The sequence below is a fragment of the Polynucleobacter sp. JS-JIR-II-50 genome, assembly GCF_018687895.1.
Classification (GTDB): domain Bacteria; phylum Pseudomonadota; class Gammaproteobacteria; order Burkholderiales; family Burkholderiaceae; genus Polynucleobacter.
In genome coordinates, this window is sequence record NZ_CP061307.1 from 904,195 (window position 1) to 921,903 (window position 17,709).

25 protein-coding genes are annotated in these 17,709 nt (G+C 42.2%); 15 read left to right on the forward strand and 10 right to left on the reverse strand.

Annotated elements, in window-relative coordinates:
- Positions 1 to 102 precede the first annotated feature (102 nt).
- The 5 genes from FD963_RS04740 to FD963_RS04760 are packed head-to-tail and all read left to right on the forward strand — an operon-like array spanning position 103 to position 1,876.
- Positions 103 to 288 carry a hypothetical protein gene (locus FD963_RS04740; RefSeq protein ID WP_215310583.1) on the forward strand — a complete coding sequence of 62 codons (186 nt, stop codon included), beginning with the start codon at positions 103 to 105 and terminating at the stop codon, positions 286 to 288.
- Positions 288 to 632 (forward strand): hypothetical protein, encoded by a 345-nt coding sequence (locus tag FD963_RS04745; RefSeq protein WP_215363486.1) that lies wholly within the window; start codon positions 288 to 290, stop codon positions 630 to 632. Before FD963_RS04740 ends, FD963_RS04745 begins: the two co-directional genes overlap by 1 nt.
- Positions 633 to 1,100 carry a hypothetical protein gene (locus FD963_RS04750; RefSeq protein ID WP_215363488.1) on the forward strand — a complete coding sequence of 156 codons (468 nt, stop codon included), beginning with the start codon at positions 633 to 635 and terminating at the stop codon, positions 1,098 to 1,100.
- A complete protein-coding gene (locus FD963_RS04755; RefSeq protein WP_215314936.1) occupies positions 1,093 to 1,443 on the forward strand; it encodes a hypothetical protein in 351 nt (116 codons plus the stop codon). The genes FD963_RS04750 and FD963_RS04755 overlap by 8 nt, the downstream gene beginning before the upstream one ends.
- Positions 1,444 to 1,462: 19 nt before the next feature.
- The gene (locus tag FD963_RS04760) at positions 1,463 to 1,876 is read left to right on the forward strand and encodes a hypothetical protein (protein ID WP_215363490.1); all 414 of its coding nucleotides are present in this window, start codon (positions 1,463 to 1,465) and stop codon (positions 1,874 to 1,876) included.
- 7 nt (positions 1,877 to 1,883) lie between these two features.
- On the opposite strand, the gene FD963_RS04765 is transcribed toward FD963_RS04760, so the two are convergent.
- From FD963_RS04765 to FD963_RS04785, 5 genes are read right to left on the reverse strand one after another with little or no spacing between them, the layout of a single operon-like run.
- A complete protein-coding gene (locus tag FD963_RS04765) occupies positions 1,884 to 2,300 on the reverse strand; it encodes an HAD domain-containing protein (RefSeq protein ID WP_215363491.1) in 417 nt (138 codons plus the stop codon).
- Complete coding sequence (locus FD963_RS04770; protein ID WP_215363493.1) at positions 2,297 to 2,854, reverse strand: hypothetical protein; 558 nt, start codon at positions 2,852 to 2,854, stop codon at positions 2,297 to 2,299. The genes FD963_RS04765 and FD963_RS04770 overlap by 4 nt, the downstream gene beginning before the upstream one ends.
- The gene (locus FD963_RS04775; protein WP_215363495.1) at positions 2,851 to 3,156 is read right to left on the reverse strand and encodes a hypothetical protein; all 306 of its coding nucleotides are present in this window, start codon (positions 3,154 to 3,156) and stop codon (positions 2,851 to 2,853) included. The genes FD963_RS04770 and FD963_RS04775 overlap by 4 nt, the downstream gene beginning before the upstream one ends.
- 10 nt (positions 3,157 to 3,166) lie before the next feature.
- Positions 3,167 to 3,358, reverse strand: coding sequence for a hypothetical protein (locus FD963_RS04780; protein ID WP_215363498.1), 192 nt, complete (start codon positions 3,356 to 3,358; stop codon positions 3,167 to 3,169).
- Positions 3,359 to 3,361: 3 nt separating this feature from the next.
- The gene (locus FD963_RS04785; protein ID WP_215363500.1) at positions 3,362 to 3,676 is read right to left on the reverse strand and encodes a hypothetical protein; all 315 of its coding nucleotides are present in this window, start codon (positions 3,674 to 3,676) and stop codon (positions 3,362 to 3,364) included.
- A 110-nt stretch (positions 3,677 to 3,786) separates the two neighbouring features.
- Here FD963_RS04785 and FD963_RS04790 point away from each other — a divergent pair, with 110 nt between their 5' ends.
- The 4 genes from FD963_RS04790 to FD963_RS04805 are packed head-to-tail and all read left to right on the forward strand — an operon-like array spanning position 3,787 to position 6,699.
- Positions 3,787 to 4,074 (forward strand): hypothetical protein, encoded by a 288-nt coding sequence (locus FD963_RS04790; RefSeq protein ID WP_215363502.1) that lies wholly within the window; start codon positions 3,787 to 3,789, stop codon positions 4,072 to 4,074.
- Positions 4,075 to 4,092: 18 nt separating this feature from the next.
- Positions 4,093 to 4,482 carry a hypothetical protein gene (locus FD963_RS04795; protein ID WP_215363504.1) on the forward strand — a complete coding sequence of 130 codons (390 nt, stop codon included), beginning with the start codon at positions 4,093 to 4,095 and terminating at the stop codon, positions 4,480 to 4,482.
- Entirely contained in the window at positions 4,479 to 6,386 is a 1,908-nt protein-coding gene (locus tag FD963_RS04800) for a DUF3857 domain-containing transglutaminase family protein (RefSeq protein WP_215363506.1), read from the forward strand. Before FD963_RS04795 ends, FD963_RS04800 begins: the two co-directional genes overlap by 4 nt.
- Entirely contained in the window at positions 6,379 to 6,699 is a 321-nt protein-coding gene (locus FD963_RS04805) for a hypothetical protein (RefSeq protein ID WP_215363508.1), read from the forward strand. Before FD963_RS04800 ends, FD963_RS04805 begins: the two co-directional genes overlap by 8 nt.
- Before the next feature lie 9 nt (positions 6,700 to 6,708).
- On the opposite strand, the gene FD963_RS04810 is transcribed toward FD963_RS04805, so the two are convergent.
- Both FD963_RS04810 and FD963_RS04815 read right to left on the reverse strand, forming a co-directional pair.
- Positions 6,709 to 7,314: a hypothetical protein gene (locus FD963_RS04810; protein ID WP_215363511.1), complete on the reverse strand. Its 606-nt coding sequence runs from the start codon at positions 7,312 to 7,314 to the stop codon at positions 6,709 to 6,711.
- Positions 7,307 to 7,777: a hypothetical protein gene (locus tag FD963_RS04815; protein ID WP_215363512.1), complete on the reverse strand. Its 471-nt coding sequence runs from the start codon at positions 7,775 to 7,777 to the stop codon at positions 7,307 to 7,309. Before FD963_RS04815 ends, FD963_RS04810 begins: the two co-directional genes overlap by 8 nt.
- 180 nt (positions 7,778 to 7,957) lie before the next feature.
- On the opposite strand from FD963_RS04815, the gene FD963_RS04820 reads away from it, so the two are divergent.
- Complete coding sequence (locus FD963_RS04820) at positions 7,958 to 8,359, forward strand: YafY family protein (protein ID WP_215363513.1); 402 nt, start codon at positions 7,958 to 7,960, stop codon at positions 8,357 to 8,359.
- A gap of 4 nt (positions 8,360 to 8,363) precedes the next feature.
- On the opposite strand, the gene FD963_RS04825 is transcribed toward FD963_RS04820, so the two are convergent.
- The 3 genes from FD963_RS04825 to FD963_RS04835 are packed head-to-tail and all read right to left on the reverse strand — an operon-like array spanning position 8,364 to position 12,181.
- Positions 8,364 to 9,380 carry a hypothetical protein gene (locus tag FD963_RS04825; RefSeq protein WP_215363515.1) on the reverse strand — a complete coding sequence of 339 codons (1,017 nt, stop codon included), beginning with the start codon at positions 9,378 to 9,380 and terminating at the stop codon, positions 8,364 to 8,366.
- A 42-nt stretch (positions 9,381 to 9,422) separates the two neighbouring features.
- Positions 9,423 to 11,777: a VIT domain-containing protein gene (locus tag FD963_RS04830; protein ID WP_215363516.1), complete on the reverse strand. Its 2,355-nt coding sequence runs from the start codon at positions 11,775 to 11,777 to the stop codon at positions 9,423 to 9,425.
- Positions 11,774 to 12,181 carry a helix-turn-helix domain-containing protein gene (locus tag FD963_RS04835; protein WP_215363518.1) on the reverse strand — a complete coding sequence of 136 codons (408 nt, stop codon included), beginning with the start codon at positions 12,179 to 12,181 and terminating at the stop codon, positions 11,774 to 11,776. Before FD963_RS04835 ends, FD963_RS04830 begins: the two co-directional genes overlap by 4 nt.
- A gap of 144 nt (positions 12,182 to 12,325) precedes the next feature.
- On the opposite strand from FD963_RS04835, the gene FD963_RS04840 reads away from it, so the two are divergent.
- From FD963_RS04840 to FD963_RS04860, 5 genes are all read left to right on the forward strand, one after another.
- On the forward strand, positions 12,326 to 12,877 hold the full coding sequence (locus FD963_RS04840) for a hypothetical protein (protein WP_215363520.1): 552 nt from the start codon (positions 12,326 to 12,328) through the stop codon (positions 12,875 to 12,877).
- Between the two features lie 8 nt (positions 12,878 to 12,885).
- Complete coding sequence (locus FD963_RS04845; protein WP_215363522.1) at positions 12,886 to 13,455, forward strand: SprT-like domain-containing protein; 570 nt, start codon at positions 12,886 to 12,888, stop codon at positions 13,453 to 13,455.
- Between the two features lie 116 nt (positions 13,456 to 13,571).
- Positions 13,572 to 14,672 (forward strand): C2H2-type zinc finger protein, encoded by a 1,101-nt coding sequence (locus FD963_RS04850; RefSeq protein WP_215363525.1) that lies wholly within the window; start codon positions 13,572 to 13,574, stop codon positions 14,670 to 14,672.
- 5 nt (positions 14,673 to 14,677) lie between these two features.
- Positions 14,678 to 15,793, forward strand: coding sequence for a hypothetical protein (locus FD963_RS04855; RefSeq protein WP_215363527.1), 1,116 nt, complete (start codon positions 14,678 to 14,680; stop codon positions 15,791 to 15,793).
- Positions 15,790 to 17,601, forward strand: a complete 1,812-nt coding sequence (locus FD963_RS04860; RefSeq protein WP_251367325.1) for an Hsp70 family protein — start codon at positions 15,790 to 15,792, stop codon at positions 17,599 to 17,601. Before FD963_RS04855 ends, FD963_RS04860 begins: the two co-directional genes overlap by 4 nt.
- The last annotated feature ends 108 nt before the right edge of the window (positions 17,602 to 17,709 follow it).

The following is a 17,709-nucleotide window of genomic DNA, read 5'->3' on the forward strand; positions in this document are numbered from 1 at the left end:
TTAATGGCTAATTTGTTGTTTTTATCACTTTAGTTAGTTTATAGCTCATTTCGTGAGCTAGCGGGTCATTAATCTGACCTATATCAACAAAAGGAGTGAAAAATGGTTAAGTTATTAGGTCTATTCTTAATGTTTATCAGTGCTTATTGCCTTGAGCAGGGCGGACTGGATTTGGGGTTAGTTCAAGCCTTCTTTATCGGCTTGTTTATGTTTTTCAGTGAGGCTTTAATTGCGCACGTTTCTTTTGTGCAACGTGAAAAAGTGCGAGCTAAGTATCGGAGGCGCTAATGAGTAAGCTTAATTGCTCCGTTGGTGATTTAGCTATTACTGTGAACTGTAAGATTCCTGAAAACCTTGGCAATATCGTGCGCATTGTTTCGTCCGGCGGATTTCAGGAATGGCAAGGATATAGCGAACTGCTCTATACCTGGAATGTCGAAGTGGCCACTGAGGGTGGTGCGCTATTTTATGAATGCGACGCCGGTATTGAATCATTCACCTCAGGGCCAGCTCCTGACATCTATCTCAGGCGACTTACTCCACCCCAAGGATATCTATTAGAAGAATTCTCCGAGTCAGAGCAATTGCAAATGGAGTTGTATGAACAAGACTATCTGGAAGGTGTTGAGTAATTGCAAAATTCTGTAATACAACACACTCTCCCGGAAGACGAGAAGATCTATCGCAGGCCAATTGCGCTGTACTTTGGCGGACCATGGACTACTCGGCAGCAGGAGATATTGGATAAGCGTGCAATTAAATGGGATTGCTCATATGAATTTGTTTTAAACGATGACTTTTCTGACACGATTAATAGCTATAGCAACGCTCGCGCAGATAGCGATAAAAACTATTTTGATTACTGTCTTTTGATTCATTCAGGTATTAGTGAGCCCTACTCACCTAAAGTGTGGACTGATAGTTACACCCACAACGGCTTTAGATACCCAAGGCTCATATTTAAAGATGGCTTCATCCGAGACAAAAATAGAGTCAAACGTTTTTTTCTAAGAGATGAAGTCATAGACCTGATCGGGCAGACTCTTGAAGAGCATACAGAGTATGAATATATTGAATTTAAAAGGTTAAAGAATGTCTAGAAACGGACACATTCATTTACGTTGCGAGCTAGGTTGTATCGCCATGATTACTGATAGCAAGTTCTCGGTTAATCGCGGCTTGATTGTTAAGGTGATTGAGCCTATGGGCTTGATGCGTTGGCCAGGCTTTGATACAGAGGTCATGCCAATCTGGCGCGTACAAGTATTGGCTCAGGGCCATACGATTTGTTATCACCTACCCAAAAAAGGGGAGTTAAGGCATGAGAAAGTGGGTTTGGTGCCAGATCGATTCTTGCGATGTCTTACCCCTTTATCTGGGCAAATGCGTTTTGAGTTCGAGGACTATGAGCCCGAACCTAATCTAGAGCCAATGGCGCTCTAATTACTGAAGAAAAAACACCATGAAAAAATTAATCATCCTTGCTGTATTAAGCGTTGCAAGCAACATTGCTTTCGCCCAACCTATTCAGACATTACCAAATGGAGCGGGTGGCTATAACACCTATGGCCGCAACGGAGCGCTCACTCAGACACTACCCAACGGCGCCGGCGGATACAACACCTATTCGCCAAATGGACAGTTGACTCAGACACTGCCTAACGGCGCCGGCGGATACAACACGTATTCACCGAATGGACAGCTCACGCAAACCTTGCCAAATGGTGCGGGTGGTTACAACACCTATGGACCCAATGGAGGGGTGACTCAAACATTGCCGAGTGGTGCAGGTGGTTACAACACCTACACGCCTAATGGAAACCTCATACAAACTCTACCCAATGGTGCTGGCGGGTGGAATACTTACGGTCAATAAGCAGTCGTCACGCAATCATCCAATGACGTAATTCTTGAATCTGCTTTTCTGAGATTCCGGTATTTGGGTTGCAGCGAATGAGTTCTGGGCATGGAGTTGGAAACTCCCAGTAGGAGTCATCTAAAGCTCTCCAGTTACTATGTCCATGAGATTGTAAGAAGGCCCGAATTTCCTGATAGCGCGGATGTTTGCCAATGACTGGTGATCCAGTAACGCCAATAACCAGACTGGAAATTGAGTTTGGTAATAGTTTCTGTAGCTTTTCAAGACTGTGTGTAAAGCGCCAACTCGAAGAAATCACAATACCGATATTTGATCCTTCAAGAGTTTCCTCAAGTAGATGAACCCTATTGAAAGGGTCTTCACCGGCGAAGTGGGTTGGGTGAAGTACTCCATCAAAATCTAAGAAGAGTAATTTATTCATAACAGGTCGTTAAATTCTAGCCATTCGTGCCTACAAGCGGCGCACCTTCTAGAGCTTGGATATTTTGGGGGCGGTGGATCACCCAGTTCTCTTTGCTTCACAATCTTTTGTTTAAAGAATTCCCCGCGCTTCTTGCCGCATTTTGGGCAATACAAATTGATGGTGTGAGGTTTGGCTTTCGGGTCATCATGTAAGTGGGCCTCAAAGCTCATAGCAGTAATCCACTCTGGGGATTGCATGGTCTTACAGGGTACTTTAATGTTCTCTATCTGAAATACATCACCACGAACGCTCAGCTTAATATTCGGCCCCGCAGGACGTGCAGCCAAGAATGACAGTACAACCCCAGAATTAACTTCAATGTAGCCACGCCAATTGATTGCTTTCTCAACCAAGCATCTAGTTTGAACTCCTCTGACACAGAAGATGGCCTCACCATTAAAGAGCGCAATATAAAGCTCTTCAGCTAAAGAAGCCTTCGTCGTTTTTCTGGGCTTTAATCGTTTCAATACCGCCAGAAACTCCTCGGTATCGATGATCATTTCTGCAATCATTGTCTTTTGCTGGGCGAGTAGCCAATCCGATTTCCGTTGTTATCAAAGACATTAGTTACGCCTGTCGGAGATTGGGTCTCATACCCAATACGGTTGCCGCTGTTGTCGTAGACGCCGTTATTGGCGTTGTAGTTGTATTGACTGTTGTTGTAGTTATATGGCGAGTTATTGTAGTTATACGAACTGTTGTTGTAGTTGTACTGACTATTGTTGTAATTGAAAGGCGAGTTTTCCCAAATAGTTACTTGGGCATGGCTGAGGCTAGAGATAAGAAGGGTGCCAATAAAAAGTAATCGTTTCATTTGGATCTCCTTAAGATTTTTTAGCGTATTTGTGGCGGGAGGGCGTATAGGTCGTACTTAAGTCCTTCCAGCAGTAGTAGCAATTCTCATGACCACTCGGGTTGTTATATTTTTGCGAAGTCTTCTTACCTCCACCATCAGTCCTTGCAAAACTAGGGATCATGAAGCTCGCCAACAAGGCGGCAATAAGTAATCTTTTCATTTCTTACCAACCTTTCACTGAAGGCGCCTGAGGTGCTTGGCGCGGAGTATTAATCGAGGTATTAGGGGTTGCGTAAATAGGGGTAGTGGAAGTTCCTCGATACGTGCCCTGAGGGCTGTAAAAATTTGTCTGCCCGTTATCAGTCTGAAATGACTGAACATTTTGGCCGGTAGCGTTATAGACATTAGTTACGCCACTTGGCGATGTTTGGCTATATCCGCGGTATTCACCAGTCGGACCATAAATAGCCTGGGCAGAAGCTCCGCGCACCAAAAGAACCGCTTGGGCAATCAAAAGTAGGGTGATGAGGTATTTCAAAGGGAGCTCCTAAAAAAGTTTCAGTGGATTCAGAATAAAAACCCACAAGATCACCTAATGAGCTAGTGGCTCAAGAAAATGAAAAAACTAACAAATTTCATAAAGAGCCCATGCTAAGTACCCTTGTATTCGTTACCTTCATGCCACTGCAGGTTTCTCCAACCGGGCAATCCACTGTGCCTTTATCAAGGCCATTGGCAGTTGCCGCCTATGTTGATACCTCAAAGATCTTGGGTTTGCCTAAATTTAGGCTCAGGGATGGTAATGGCAACCCCTATTTGCCAGAGAAAACGCTTCTGCAAGAGCCGTTAGCGATGGTCTATGACAGCGCAGGAATTATTTTCACCAGTGAAGTGAATAAACGAAAAGCCTATATTCGCAACTATGTTCGTAGGTAAAAAGAATAGGATCCCTCGATGTCAATTGCTACTGAATTTATCGACTTTATCGTGCCCATCCAAACTATCCGAGATAAATATCCCGGTGGTTGGGAGCAGTGTTTAAAAGATCATCAAAACTTAATTGGCGGTCGCGTTTGGTATGACGACCATTTGTTTCGGGATGGCGCTATGAACCCAATGGATATTGAGAGTTTGGTTGAGAAGTGGGAGGCTAAGGGCTTTGAAGGCATTGTCACTAGAGAAGGTCGAAAATGCTGGAAAGATATGTGCGTATTTGAAATGGGTGGTGCCACCTTGCTATGCGACTGGATTGATTTTGATAGAGAGACCCGCACTGCATTTTTGAGGGGAACTGAGCCTGGTGAGATTGCCAGTAGGAGTACGAATAATAAGGAATCTCCATGAAATTCGCAGTGCAATCTATCAGCAGTCTTGCGGCAGTCCTTCTAGGATTCTTATTACTCGCTAATGTTGGCATAACCAGTGCAGGCAGAGGAGAGCTAGAGTCCCTTACTGCAATTGAAAAGGCGGTGATCACGGAAACTATTCAGCCAGACGGAACTGTTGTGGAGTTCAATGAGCTAACTACTCTAGTGAAGTCTCAATTGGTCGTTGACTCCGAGTCACAGGCCGACTTGCCATATAACTCCACGCTATCTAAGTTAGAGGTACTTGAGGCATACACAATCACCCCTAAGGGAGAAAAGATCCCGGTAGCTGCCAATGCCATACGTACGGTAGAAGATGACAATAGCTCGGGTGCAGCAATGTTCTCCGATCAAAAACACAAGATCATCATCTTTCCAAAGGTAACGCCAGGCTCAAAGACCTATTACAAGACTAAGCTCACTACCTATAAGCCTCTATTGCCAGGCTATTTCTATACTAGGTTAATCTTCTCGCCTAATGTGGAAGTGAAGTCTTATGAGTACAACCTCAGTTATCCAGAAGACTTAAAACTCTATACCGACATTAAAGACGTTAAACAAACGAAAGATGAAGTGGTTGATGGCGTACGTCATGTGAGCTACACCTATCAAAACCTCAAGATGAAGAAAAAAGAGCCATATCAGGTCTCTAGTAACGACTATGCTCCACACATTTATATTTCCAGCTTCCCAAGTCAAGAAGCTTTTGCCAAGGCTTATGAAGAGCGCATTAAAGATAAATTCATCATCACCCCAGAAATTCAGAAGCAGGCCGATGAAATTACTAAAGGCCTAGAGAAGAAAGTTCAAAATGATCCAAAACTGGACCTCAAAAAAGAACAGGCCAAAGCAATCTATCACTGGGTAGCCAGAAACATTCGGTATGTCGCGATCTATCTTGCTGATGGTGGAATCGTGCCGCACGATGCCAATAGCGTTCTGAAAAACCGCTATGGTGACTGCAAAGATCACAACGCTCTCTTGATCACACTACTAGCAGCCAAGGGAATCGATGCCACCAGTGTATTGATTAACTCAGGGAATGCCTACACCTTGCCAAAGTATCCCGTCCTCGGGCCATTTAATCACGTCATTACCTACATCCCAGCCTGGAATCTCTATCTAGACTCTACTGATGAGATGGCGAGCTACGGTACGTTGCCCTCGGATGAGATGGATAAGCCTGTGCTACTCACTAAATTAGCAAAGGTAGGGCGTACACCCAAGCCTAAGAAAGAAGATAGTGAGATGGCAACTGGCATTTCTATGCAGATAGAGAAAGATGGGCGTATTACGGGTAAGGCTCACACAATGTACTTTGGAAGTGCAGCAATCAATGCTCGTTATAAATATGAGGGTGCTGAAACATCCTACTCAGAAAAGCTGGTGAAAAACCAGTTGGCTAAATTTAGGCAGACGGGTGAAGGCAAGATCACTACTAGTTATGTCTATGACCTAGACAAACCCTTTACAACCGATACTGAGTTCACTTTAGACGCGATAGCAAATGTCCCAGGACCTGGCGCAATGACAGTGCCTATTGGCTTGGCACCTGGAGAGTTGGCTGCTATTGCTAACGATAGACCGCCCGAGAAGTTCACCGTGCCATACGTTTGTTCTACCAGAATGGTGGGGGAGTCCTATCAGATCAGATTTCCTAACAACACCAAGGTAACGCGTATTCCACCTAATGTCAGTTATAAGAAGGGCGGCATTGAGTATGAAGCTACCTATAACGAAGTAAAGAACAATATCTTTGTTATTAGAAAGCTAGCCATACAAAGACCAGGAGCAGTCTGTGAGCCAGGGGAGCTTCAAAACTGGAAGGATTTCTATCAAGTCTTTATAAAAGATATGCGTGGGCAGATTTTTTATGAGTAAGGATAAAGAGCTTGCTATTGCTTATGTATCTTCCAAAGGAAGAATTTGTCCCAATCCTCAGGAGTGGATGGCGCTCTCAGAAATTATTGGCATGAACGGCCCCGGTCGAAAGCTTGTACCGCTAATACTTGCTGGATGGGCATTTACGTCAGATGCGCAAAAAAGAGCGAGAGTAATTGAGCAAATTGAATATGTCTTTAGTAGCAAGCCTGAGCTTAGTGAAGCATTCTGCAAAATGCTGTACTCATTTTCTGAGTCTCAATGGTATGCAGGTGCCGAGCCCCCAAGTACCTCGGCCTGGGATGGCACATGATGCTGCTTGCTAATTTCCCTCTGTAATAAATTCAGCCAATATCTTGCCATCTTGCACCTTAGCAAACCCGCGAATCTCTGATTTACATTCCCTCTGATACTTACCAGTTTTGCTACCTTTTGGTATATGAAAAGACCAAAGCTCGTCCTCTTCGTCCAGCATATTAGAGAGGAAATTCCCCCAAGCTTTATTGAGATGTCCAAAAGGCACGGCCGGAACCTTACTCAGTGGATCTGATACGTAGCTAGTGATTTCTGCGTCAACTGGATCTACCTTGGCAATAAGGTACTCAGGAGCACATTCAAAATCAGGCTGTGCTTGCCATTCTTGTCTGGCAACCTCATCCTTTTTGTCTTTGATGAACCAAATGAGAAATCCGGGCCACCCAATTAAGACGCATACCAATGCAAAACAATAGACGCCGCACTCTTTGAGTTGATCAACTAGGGTTATTTCCTTTCCCATAACCTTCATGAGGCCTTTGGCAAAGTCAGAAGGCCTGTCTTGAAATCCTTTCACTAAAAGGTAAGCCCCCATGAATATGCCAGGTGCTATGTACAGAAGAAGGTAATCAATCCAAGTTTCGGGTCTCCAGGATAGAAGTGAATTAAGCATTACCCCTCCTTAGAAAGGGCGGGTAGTCCTTCTCATCTTTTTTAGGGGGCGGTTCATTATGTCTGGCGGTGCGCTTTACCAAAACACCTTGCTTAAATTCCATTAAAAGATCGTATTCATAGGTGCTGGCATAGCCCCCATGAACGTAGTTAAGCAGCTCTCCTTGGGGGCAACGTAATTCGCCATTGAACCAATGTGCAAAGATCTTCTCGTATCCGGGGAAGACGTCTGACAGACCGATAATCTCTTCATAGGTCTTATGCGCGGATAGTTGAACAAGATACAAACGTTCAACTCCTGCTGTTTCGATAATTTCCCAAGTTCCTACATAACCGCGCCAATTTGCAGTGTGAGGAGAAACAAATGAAATGCCTGTCTGTTTCAGATAAAGCGAGAGTGGGTTGCTAAACAAGGGGATTTCTTTCCCCCCATAAATTAACTTTTCAGAAATTTGTGCCGTCATGATGGATTTATTCCTATTGTCAATATAGGTTTTGAAGTTATTCAACCATCCTAAGGGAACAGGAGCTCATATTCTGAGCCTAAAAATATTGATATTCCAATTCTTGGTAGCATTCATGCTAAATTGGATTACGTAACTTATATCAACTAAAAATCTACATTATCTGAATAGGGTGAAGGTATGGGCCTTTTCATATTGATTGCAGCTGCCGCCGCGATACTTTATTTCTACTTAAAAAATAGTGGCTCAGCAGCTTCTAGTCCTCCTGCTTACAGTAATGACAGAGTTAAACCACGAAAAAATTATGGGAAACCTTCGTCCACAAAAAAATATGACACTTCGCTGGTGGAAAACAATAGGCTAGAGATTGAAAAGGCGATTAGAGACGGGAAGAAAATCTCTTTTAGGTATAAAGATAAGGAAGAGCGGATTACTGAACGAACAGTTACACCGCAAAGAACCTTTTGGTATGAATTTGATGAGGGCGGAGGGCAGATGCTGTGTGTTGAGGCATTCTGTCATTTACGCAACAGCAGCAGAACTTTTGCTTTATTTAGAATGAGTCAAGTTCGGCTTACCTGATTTTTTAATAAAGGCGTCCCCCAGTATTAAGCCACCATTCATCTAGAGGGTTTGGCGATGTTGTTGAATTTTTAGGTAAGTTTAATGCGCCCTTTAAAACACCAGACATGTATTTTGAATAGCTACTAACAGTTAAGTTGGTTGATTCGTACCATTCTTTGAGTGCCTCATGACAGGAGGGGTTCGTAAAGGTCTCCTTAATTAAATGGCCCTTTTGGCCATGCCTCTCAATTTTTAGAAGAAATTTTTTTAGCTTAGTTTTAGATGATTCTGATGGACACATTGTTTTAAGAATTTTTTTACTTAACTCTCTCTCGGTCGGATTCTTGTGCCTAATAGCCCAAAAGGCTTTTTCTTGAAGTAGTTGCGATGGCGATATAAAAACTAAATTTGACATTGGCATGCAGATTGGCTCAATTCCTTTTACTTCGCCTGCCCAAAAATTTGGGCCTCTAGCTAGACAGCGATATCTTTCCCACTCAATATTGGTTAATCCGTTAAAACTTCTGTTGGCATCGGAAGCGTTACAAATTTCTTCATAAGACATCGATCCCCTTGCTTCATTAGCCTTTTTGCTGATGATCGCCAAATTCCCCCAGGCATATCCTGCTTCGTTACAAAGGCGTTCTACCGACCAGTCTGAATCTGTTTGGAACGCATGGGTCAGATTAATTTCAGTTACCTGACAAAATGAAACATCAAGCGCTCTAATCAGTTCAGGTGTTACATCATCAGATACAGTCCGTTTTCGCAAATAAGCGTGATAACGGAGTTGAAGCCATTTTTTAGTAAATCGATCGACCTCGGATCTTCCCGAAGGGTGGGCGGTATTGCTTTCATGTCCTCTAAAGATCGCTGCATCTGCACCATCAGGCAAAGGTTGACGGTAATAGGCCCAATCGAGGCCAATTACATATCCTATCTTTTCCTTCTCCTCGTTTTGCATGATTGCATCCCTAGGAAGCATATAAATATCTTCCTTAGGAATGCCATTCATTTCGAGGTGGAATAGTTCGCTCATATTTCTTCTTAATTGCCCAATACGACATAAGCAATATTTATATCATCCCCAGAATTTAGGCTTAAGTAAATCAAATACTCGGTTAACTACATCTAAGCCGGTATTAAATAGCTTTGGATCCAATTCATTCACCAATAACTCAATGGTCTCTTTTGTTTTTTCATTCCAAGTAATGGCATCAGATAATTTAAATAAGATCCAAGACATTACGATGGTCCAAGCTTGCTCGCTACTCATAGACTCCTGAAGCTTATCGAGGGCATATTTAAGCTCGTCGCTTAATAGGTGGCCCTCTACCGACTTCACAAATGAAGAGATTTGATTCCTATTTTGCAGATCATGATTTGCAATAGATGCAATATCCTGTGGCAATAGAGAAACTACCTTAGCTGGAGCAGCCTGTTCATTTTCGGCCCGACTTCTTAAGAACGCAGGTATTTCGTAATAATCATCGCCTCTATCAAGCTTAGTCTTAGAGTCATACGAGGAGCCAAGAGTGGGGGCTGGAGTGCTTTCTCGGCTTGATCTAAATACTCTCGGTAAATCATATTGGGTGTAATCAACATCGCTAGAAGAGCTGCTACAAGCGCTAACCGAGGACATGGAATACTGGATACTATCTTGCATAGGGGCCATGCAGTGCAGCACTGTTTCATGAACTGTACCTGCGCCTCCCCAACCAGCAGCTTGCATCTGCGCAATCTTTTGAAGCTCGGGCATATCACTGGCTTTTTCCTCGGTACTTCTTACATGCACCAAAATACAATTGGTTTGCTCAGTTATAAGTTGATATTCTAGGGCTAAAGAAAGTTGTTTTTCTTCGGTTAGTGCGCCTAATCTTTGTGATGCACCTAAGCGAGCAAGATTCCCGTCATTAGCTTGCGTAATTGAGTTTGCACCAACACCAATTCGTTCTGAGCCAGCCCCAAGTTGATAACTTAAGTGTGCAGGCTTATTTGGAATGCTTTTGAATCCCGCAAATACGTGATGAGTATTTCCGCTGAAAATAGCAGTGTTAGTTCCCACAGACCATTCTGGGGTCTCATTTGTTCCCCAATTGATCTCAATCTCTTTGGCCCTTGGTAGATGGATGCGATTAAACATCCGCACAATAGCTTTTTCAATATCTTCCTTAGGGGAGACCAGTTCACAGGCACCCCCAGTCATCTCGGCTAATTCCCGTAGTAATGTTTCAGCAGGAGAGGTACCCACCCCAACGGCAAATATGCGATGACCTGAATTCTTAGCTGCAGCAATGATGTTTGAGGTATCCCAAACTTCACCATCGGTAATGAGTAAGACGTCTGCCTTTTTCTCAGTACCTTTTAATTTGAAGGTAGATAGTAGGGCGTCTTCAATTTCTGTGCCGCCCATATTTGCTTCAGTATTGCTTACCAATAATGAGGCGGTGCCAATATTGAATTGATTGACTGGCTTAAGGCTAGAGAATTCATGTTTGACCTTGCTACCAAATAGGGAGTAGCTAAAACGGTCATCCTCTCGTAGGTTACTTAAAACATGATGTAAAGCTCTTTTAGCTGATTCAATGCTATCTCCTGCCATAGAGCCTGAACAATCAACCAAAATCTTAATATCAGCACTAAGCTCTTTTTGATTGGCTAGTGCGGGAGGGCAAAAGCTAGCTAATACTGTGCAGCCTTCAGGACCCATTTGCTTATCGGGAGTCACAATAAAGAAAGACTCATTTTCGAGTTTGCTTAGATTAAGAATGAAATCACGATCCAAGAAACCAAAACGCGCCAAACCTACCTCGAGACCCTTTTCACTCGTTGTCACTTGAACTTGATGGGAAGGGCACTCAACAGTCGCCTTTTCCATGCCGCCACTTAGGAGCAGGGAGAGTGAGAATGGATATTCAACTAAGAAATCTGTCTCAACACCATGATGCTTTTTAATGCCACCTTGGCTACTATCGCCATAACGTGGAGCAATAGTAGTCGGAAGTGTAAGCCTTACATGACCTTCTTCAAATCTCAGTAATTGAGAATAGGTATATTCAATAACAGCTTCTTCTTTAGGCTTGAGGCTGCCTAAGTTGACGGTATAAAGTCCATCAGAATTTTTCTCGAGCATGATTGGCGCATCGCCTTTGCTGATAGCCTTTTCATACTGCTCTTCAGCATCTTTCTTCTCAGTTACGACGCCGTTTAAGCGCTTACCACCCATCTCAACACTTAAATCCATGAAGGTAGCACCCCAACCCATAGGGAAGGTATAAACAGTCTCCAAGGTTTTCTTGGTGGTGTTTTTATATTGCTGACGAATAGTCATCTCTAATAGGAGACCTTGTACCTTGCCCTTTGCGCTAACGGATTGCAATGCCATTTGCTCGCCATCATCAGTATTTAAACCAACCACTTCATCCAATTCAATCATTGCGAATCCTTTTTCACTTGTTCATATGCCTGCAGTACGCCTTTTAAAAATTGGCGTAATTGCTCAGGGCTAAGTTCAGCTGTTTCTGGTGATACCTGCAGCTCAATGCCATCCGCTACCCAAAGGTGGCTTCGCACTTCCACATGGCCTGGTCTCTTAGACCTTTCAGGCAGGGCAAGGGGTTCACCGGATAGCACTTCACGAATTCGTTCAAGCGATATCCCAGATTCAGACAGTTGCTTGATACGAAGGATCTTCTCAAGGTGTGAGCTCACATAATGAGCTGCCCGAGTTTGTCCTATTGGCTTATCTAGTAGGCCTATTTGGATGTAATACCGTAAAGTCCTGGAACTCAGGCCAGATAGGGCACATAGCTCTTCAAAGGTGTATTTTTTGTCGTCCATGAATATATATTAACACTATTACTGTAAATATCTACTGTAAATATAAAATATTTTTACATGGGAGGAAATAAACCCCTATAGCTCGATTTTTGAGCTTTTAACTCTCTACTCTCAACCCCTTAGTCCAAATCTTGGGGGGGGGATATGCCGGTATTAATAGAGGGAGTCTGCGTTTTATTGAAAAAGGGATCTGTTTTAGAGCGCTATCAGGGCGGCTATGGCCAATTCTTATTTGACCTGCATGATCAAAGCAAGCTTATTGAAAGCAATGAGTTGCTCAGTATTAGCTTTAATAGTCATGAAGAGGCCAGAAACTATCTTCAGTTCATCGCCCAAAAAGGGCTCAAGATCATGATGATCAATGAAGACAATCCCCACAACGCAGATGCTTTACTTGTAGATCAAGTCTTTGGTCCAAGCTTTAGGGTCTATTGGTTAGATTTCATTCATCTAAGCCCGAATCCTCATAGCAAGGCGAGAAAAAGAAACAATGCGTCCAAGAGCAAAGTAGGCGATAGAGAAAACATTGTTATCGCAGCTACAGATAGAGAGGTAGATGAGAAGGAGGAAGTTAGGCTACAAGGCTGGGGCCGAGATGAGATCGCGTTCCCCAAAGACTGGGACTTTAAATCTTCCAAATCCATGGACCTCGAATTCATGAGAATGGCCGAAAACCGCAGCAAGCTTACTCACTAGGAGTGAATATGAATAGAGAGCAATGGCTAATGGCTGCAGTGGATCATCTCGTCCCCATCTTTGAGGCAAGGGGATACTCGGTGCCGCCGGTGAAGGTGTCGGTAGGGTTCCCAAGTACTGGAGGAAAAGGGCGTCACCTAGGGCAATGCTGGTCAAGTAAGTCAGCAGTAGACGGTATTAACCAGATCTTCATAGCACCGCACCTCCAGACCCCCTTTGATTTTCTAGATACCCTTGTTCATGAGCTAGTCCATGCGGTAGATGACTGTGTAAGTGGGCATGGAGAAAACTTTAAAAAGATAGCAATAGATGTAGGGCTTAAGGGGCCTATGCGCAGTGCTGGAGCTGGAGACTGGCTAAAGCGAGATTTAATCCGAATAGTTGATAAATTAGGCGCCTTTCCTCATGGACGCTTAAGTCTTCCTGTAAGAACCATGCAAAAAGCCCCAAAGAGACCAGGGGCGAAGTGTTCCAAATGTGGCTATGAAGTAGTCATGCTCAAAAAGCACCTTGTTCTAGGCCCGCCGATCTGCCCTAAAGATATGGAGGGGATGGAGGAGACCGGGGAATGGGTCTAATTGGACAGAATAATTAATGCCAAATGACATATTTATGGGTTGAAATGCAGGTTTCTTGGTTATAAGTTCGTAAATAGGCTAAATTTAACAATTAATAGAATTATTAGAAAAAGCATATGGGGTTTTGGCATACCGGTTATGAAGAGCATCATCAAGTCTCTAGCTTCTGGAATCCAGACGAGACTGTAGATCTTCTCGTCGAACATAAATGTGAGCAGTGCGGTAAATCTTTTCAGACTATTGATTTACTAATAGAGCATAGATTTGGATCTCATCCATATGAAAGTCCTGCCTTACTTATTAGGGGGAGGGAGATAGGGGCTCTGCCTATAAATATAAATACTCCTTTAGAGCCAAATGATATAAGTGTTGGAAATGTAGTTTCGGCCAAATTAAATGGAAAGCAAATTGACCTATCGATATTACGCAGTAAGTTATCTAATGTTCGCCAGGAAAATATCGATTTAATTTTATCTAATGATGGGCTCAGTTCTCGCTATCGAATAAATTTCAATATATCTTCAGAGGAGGATTTAGCTGGGGTGGAAAAAGAATTTTTATCACTGGTGGAAGGTAAAGAGTTAAGCAGATCTTCAATTGATAAATTTATTGCAAACACGACCATTTATAAAAGTGCAGCAAACTATATGGATGGTTTATGTGAATATTTCTACGGAGTATTAGCTAAAGAGGGCTCAGAAAGTAGTTCGTTATCCCCAGGTAAATATAGAGAGAAATTTAATCGATCTGCTGAACAATTATTGGATTACTCAAGAACCCTTGCAAATTACATAAAAGGATTGATTGCTTTTCACTTCAACCACTTTCCAGAGGCTAAAAAATTCCTAAATGAAGGAAATTTATTTGTAGTGTCTAGCTTTTATGAGGAAATATTTTCAGGTAATGATGTTGATATTGGGGACTATGTAACTACAGAGGGAAAACTACTAGAAAATATTCTAGTAGATGAGGAAACTAATTTAATACTTCAGGCTTTCAGAGGCGCTAATCCCAGTAGGGCAGATTTGAACAGGCTAGATCAGGAAATCTACTCAGACAAAATAAGTGAGTTTGGTAAGGTAAAAATTAAGATTGTGATGATTAAACTATTGCTTAAATGTGAAATTAAAAAACAAGCTATTCCAATCTTGAGGGAGCTAAAGGGATTATCAAATTTAGAGCCCTGGGTTAATGAAGTATTTAGAAAAATCGAGTGAATGAGATGAGTAATACAAGTTCTATAGACTCCGAAAAAAGTAAGATTCCATCAAAAGATGCTATGCATTCTGATGGTGTAGGAGCTGCCATAAAAAAATTGAAACCTTCTATTGACAGTTTAGAAGCATATTTGATTAATGCCTTAAAAAATCCAACAAAAAAATTGGACACTAAAGATTCATTAATAAGCAAACTTGCGAAGAGTCCTAAGTTATCTGAAGAGGCGATTAAAGAACTAGTTGCATTGGAAAAAAATAAACTCTTCTTCACATCGTTTAAAAATCTTCTGCGATTTTCAGAATCAATTGTTGGCTTCCCTTTTCTTAAAGATTCTCTCAGGGGGTATCTCAAGGATTCACTTTGTAGAAACGAAATAGTTATTAAGTTGGGTCTTGAGGGATCAATACTAAATATCGAAAATTCATTGCCTCTTGACTTATGCTTTAGAAAAATTCAATCGTTGTCTTATGCAGATTTATCTGAGGAGTATGTTAAGAAGATTAAGCCGAAAGAGTGGCAGAATTATGTTGCAACAATAGCTCTCGCATTAGCTGAATGGTATGCCAAAACTAGGGGAATGACGCCCTTACAACTAGTAGATTTATTAAATAATTCACTCTGGTTAAACGCCTTAAAAAAGAAGAGCCCAGATATCCTTGTTAATAATCTTCTTGCGTCTACGAATTTTGAACTCATAGCCTCTGCAACTGCTTTTTATCAAGAAAAATCATTGGATGCTACAAACAGATTGCTTAAGTCTGAAAATCAATTGATGGTGGCGACTGCTTATAAGCAAGAGTTAGAAGTCAATCTGAAAGATAAAGAATTGCTAATTGCAAAGTTAAAGTCTGATTTAGCCGAACTAAATGCAAGTCATATTGATGCTCTGACGACAAGTGAGGTTGAAAACCAGACCCTCTCAATCACTTTAAAAAATCAATTAGAGGACTTAAGAGTCAGAAATCTACGATTGATTCAGTCAAGTGTTGAGTTATTGACTGATGGACTGACTGCCATTGGAAGGCCGGAGCCAAAAGTAAATGTAATGAAGGATCATGCACAACGTGTATTGGAAGCTCTTAATCTTGAGCTAGAGCGCTTAAAGGACTTAAGTAAATGAATATAGTTGGCTTTGATTTCGGGACTACAAATAGCCTTATATCGGTAATAAGAAATGGTACCCACACTACATTTTTTGAGGACGACGGTTTGCCAATACCTTCTGTTGTTTCATATGAAGGGGACAAGATAGTTGTAGGGTCCGAAGCGAAGAAGCAATTATCAGAAGTTGGGATGGGGGTGCATGGTGATGTAGTGAAATCTCCTAAAACTTATCTTGGGCGCGAAGCCCTTACTGTTGGAGGCGTCCAAAGAAACCCAGTTGATATTGTTACCCACATTGTTAAGTATGTATGCGAGAGGGCCTTAAGTACTAATAGGGAGGCCTTAGAGAAAATTGATAAGGCGGTTGTAACTATCCCAGTCAATATGATTGGCGAAAGAAGGGCACTTCTTCGTGATGCATTCAGGGCTGCAGGCGTGAGCATTGTTCAATTTGTTCATGAGCCACTAGCCGCTCTTTATGGATTTTTTAAATCAAGCGATAGCATGGAGTCGGAATTGAGAGCCTATGATCGCCAGCTTATTTTGGTATTTGATTGGGGTGGCGGAACTTTAGATTTGACTTTATGCAAATTAATTGATGGTTTACTTGTTCAAATAGCTAACGATGGAACAGAAGAGGTTGGGGGCGACATTTTTGATAGCGAAATTAGAAACTTTGTCGAGCAGAATACCAAGCCTAAGGATTTAAATCTTGATAGTTTCATCCCAAGCGCAAATGCTGTCGCAAGACTATTGCAAAGCTGTGAAAAAGCTAAAATTGCTTTAAGTAATGCTGATGAAGCAGTCATATACGTTCCAAATTTCTATGCTGGATCAAATGTAAGCGACCCAGATCTTGAGTTTACTTTGACACGAGATAAGCTTGAAAAAATTATTACCTTGCTTATTGATAAAGCATTAGTGCGCGTTAATAATATTTTAGAGAACTCCGGCTACTCTACCGCCTCAATCTCTCTGTGCTTGGCAACTGGCGGAATGTCTAATGTACCTATCGTACGCGCACGGCTACACGAATTATTTGGTCCGCGAAGAGTTCATATCAGCAAAGACTCTTCATCACTTATATCTATCGGAGCTGCCTGGGTTGCTAATGATGGAGCAAGGTTACATTTGGCAAAAAATCTTGAATTACTACTCGCAAGAAATTCATACCTAACTCTTTTACAGGCCGGAACAAAAATGCCCATAGAGGGACAGGTTAGCAAGACGGAATTTAAACTATATTGTGTTGATCCTACGGATGGGCATGGAAAATTTCAAATTCTTTGCCCTAGAGATAAACCTGGCCCAAATGTTTTTACTGGCGACATCAGAAGGGTTCTGGGTAATGTAGTTGTCCCGGTGGATAAAAAGGCTGCCCCATTTAGAGAGCGCCTTGAACTAGAACTTTTAATTGATGAGAATTTAATTCTCAAGGCAACCGGTAGATCATTGAATCTTAAAGGTATTGGTGTAGTTGAAGTTCATGATTTAGAGTTTGCCTTGTCTTTAGATCCAGATAAGGATTTTTGGCACGGAGATCAATCATCAAATTTGATTGAAATTGAGGGCGGCAAGAGTGATCCCGGCTCTATTGCCATGCGCTCAAATATTGCAAATTTTGAAGATAAAAAGTTTGTCCCTGGAGAGGTGTTATACAAGTTTGATCCGGGATATTTTGACACTAGGGCATATCCTCCGGACTTTCAAGTCGAAGAAAGGCTGTATTACGAGCCATGTGCTGCATGTGGAAGGGCTTCGAATGATCCTCTGTGTAATTGCGGGAATTTAGATCGTAGTAATTTAAATGAGCTCCGCAATTAGGTTCATTATCGTTTTCTTGAGAGCTCAATTACCTTACTTGGCGCCTACTAGAGGATTAAGTCTTCCAAGATTATTTATAAATAGGGTTTAATAGCTCAAAATGTGAGC

Coding starts and splice junctions, on each gene's coding strand:
- FD963_RS04740 (WP_215310583.1), top strand. CDS start 103: ATGGTTAAGTTATTAGGTCTATTCTTAATGTTTATCAGTGCTTATTGC.
- FD963_RS04745 (WP_215363486.1), top strand. CDS start 288: ATGAGTAAGCTTAATTGCTCCGTTGGTGATTTAGCTATTACTGTGAAC.
- FD963_RS04755 (WP_215314936.1), top strand. CDS start 1,093: ATGTCTAGAAACGGACACATTCATTTACGTTGCGAGCTAGGTTGTATC.
- FD963_RS04760 (WP_215363490.1), top strand. CDS start 1,463: ATGAAAAAATTAATCATCCTTGCTGTATTAAGCGTTGCAAGCAACATT.
- FD963_RS04765 (WP_215363491.1), bottom strand. CDS start 2,300: ATGAATAAATTACTCTTCTTAGATTTTGATGGAGTACTTCACCCAACC.
- FD963_RS04770 (WP_215363493.1), bottom strand. CDS start 2,854: ATGATTGCAGAAATGATCATCGATACCGAGGAGTTTCTGGCGGTATTG.
- FD963_RS04775 (WP_215363495.1), bottom strand. CDS start 3,156: ATGAAACGATTACTTTTTATTGGCACCCTTCTTATCTCTAGCCTCAGC.
- FD963_RS04780 (WP_215363498.1), bottom strand. CDS start 3,358: ATGAAAAGATTACTTATTGCCGCCTTGTTGGCGAGCTTCATGATCCCT.
- FD963_RS04790 (WP_215363502.1), top strand. CDS start 3,787: ATGCTAAGTACCCTTGTATTCGTTACCTTCATGCCACTGCAGGTTTCT.
- FD963_RS04795 (WP_215363504.1), top strand. CDS start 4,093: ATGTCAATTGCTACTGAATTTATCGACTTTATCGTGCCCATCCAAACT.
- FD963_RS04800 (WP_215363506.1), top strand. CDS start 4,479: ATGAAATTCGCAGTGCAATCTATCAGCAGTCTTGCGGCAGTCCTTCTA.
- FD963_RS04805 (WP_215363508.1), top strand. CDS start 6,379: ATGAGTAAGGATAAAGAGCTTGCTATTGCTTATGTATCTTCCAAAGGA.
- FD963_RS04810 (WP_215363511.1), bottom strand. CDS start 7,314: ATGCTTAATTCACTTCTATCCTGGAGACCCGAAACTTGGATTGATTAC.
- FD963_RS04815 (WP_215363512.1), bottom strand. CDS start 7,777: ATGACGGCACAAATTTCTGAAAAGTTAATTTATGGGGGGAAAGAAATC.
- FD963_RS04820 (WP_215363513.1), top strand. CDS start 7,958: ATGGGCCTTTTCATATTGATTGCAGCTGCCGCCGCGATACTTTATTTC.
- FD963_RS04825 (WP_215363515.1), bottom strand. CDS start 9,380: ATGAGCGAACTATTCCACCTCGAAATGAATGGCATTCCTAAGGAAGAT.
- FD963_RS04830 (WP_215363516.1), bottom strand. CDS start 11,777: ATGATTGAATTGGATGAAGTGGTTGGTTTAAATACTGATGATGGCGAG.
- FD963_RS04835 (WP_215363518.1), bottom strand. CDS start 12,181: ATGGACGACAAAAAATACACCTTTGAAGAGCTATGTGCCCTATCTGGC.
- FD963_RS04840 (WP_215363520.1), top strand. CDS start 12,326: ATGCCGGTATTAATAGAGGGAGTCTGCGTTTTATTGAAAAAGGGATCT.
- FD963_RS04845 (WP_215363522.1), top strand. CDS start 12,886: ATGAATAGAGAGCAATGGCTAATGGCTGCAGTGGATCATCTCGTCCCC.
- FD963_RS04850 (WP_215363525.1), top strand. CDS start 13,572: ATGGGGTTTTGGCATACCGGTTATGAAGAGCATCATCAAGTCTCTAGC.
- FD963_RS04855 (WP_215363527.1), top strand. CDS start 14,678: ATGAGTAATACAAGTTCTATAGACTCCGAAAAAAGTAAGATTCCATCA.
- FD963_RS04860 (WP_251367325.1), top strand. CDS start 15,790: ATGAATATAGTTGGCTTTGATTTCGGGACTACAAATAGCCTTATATCG.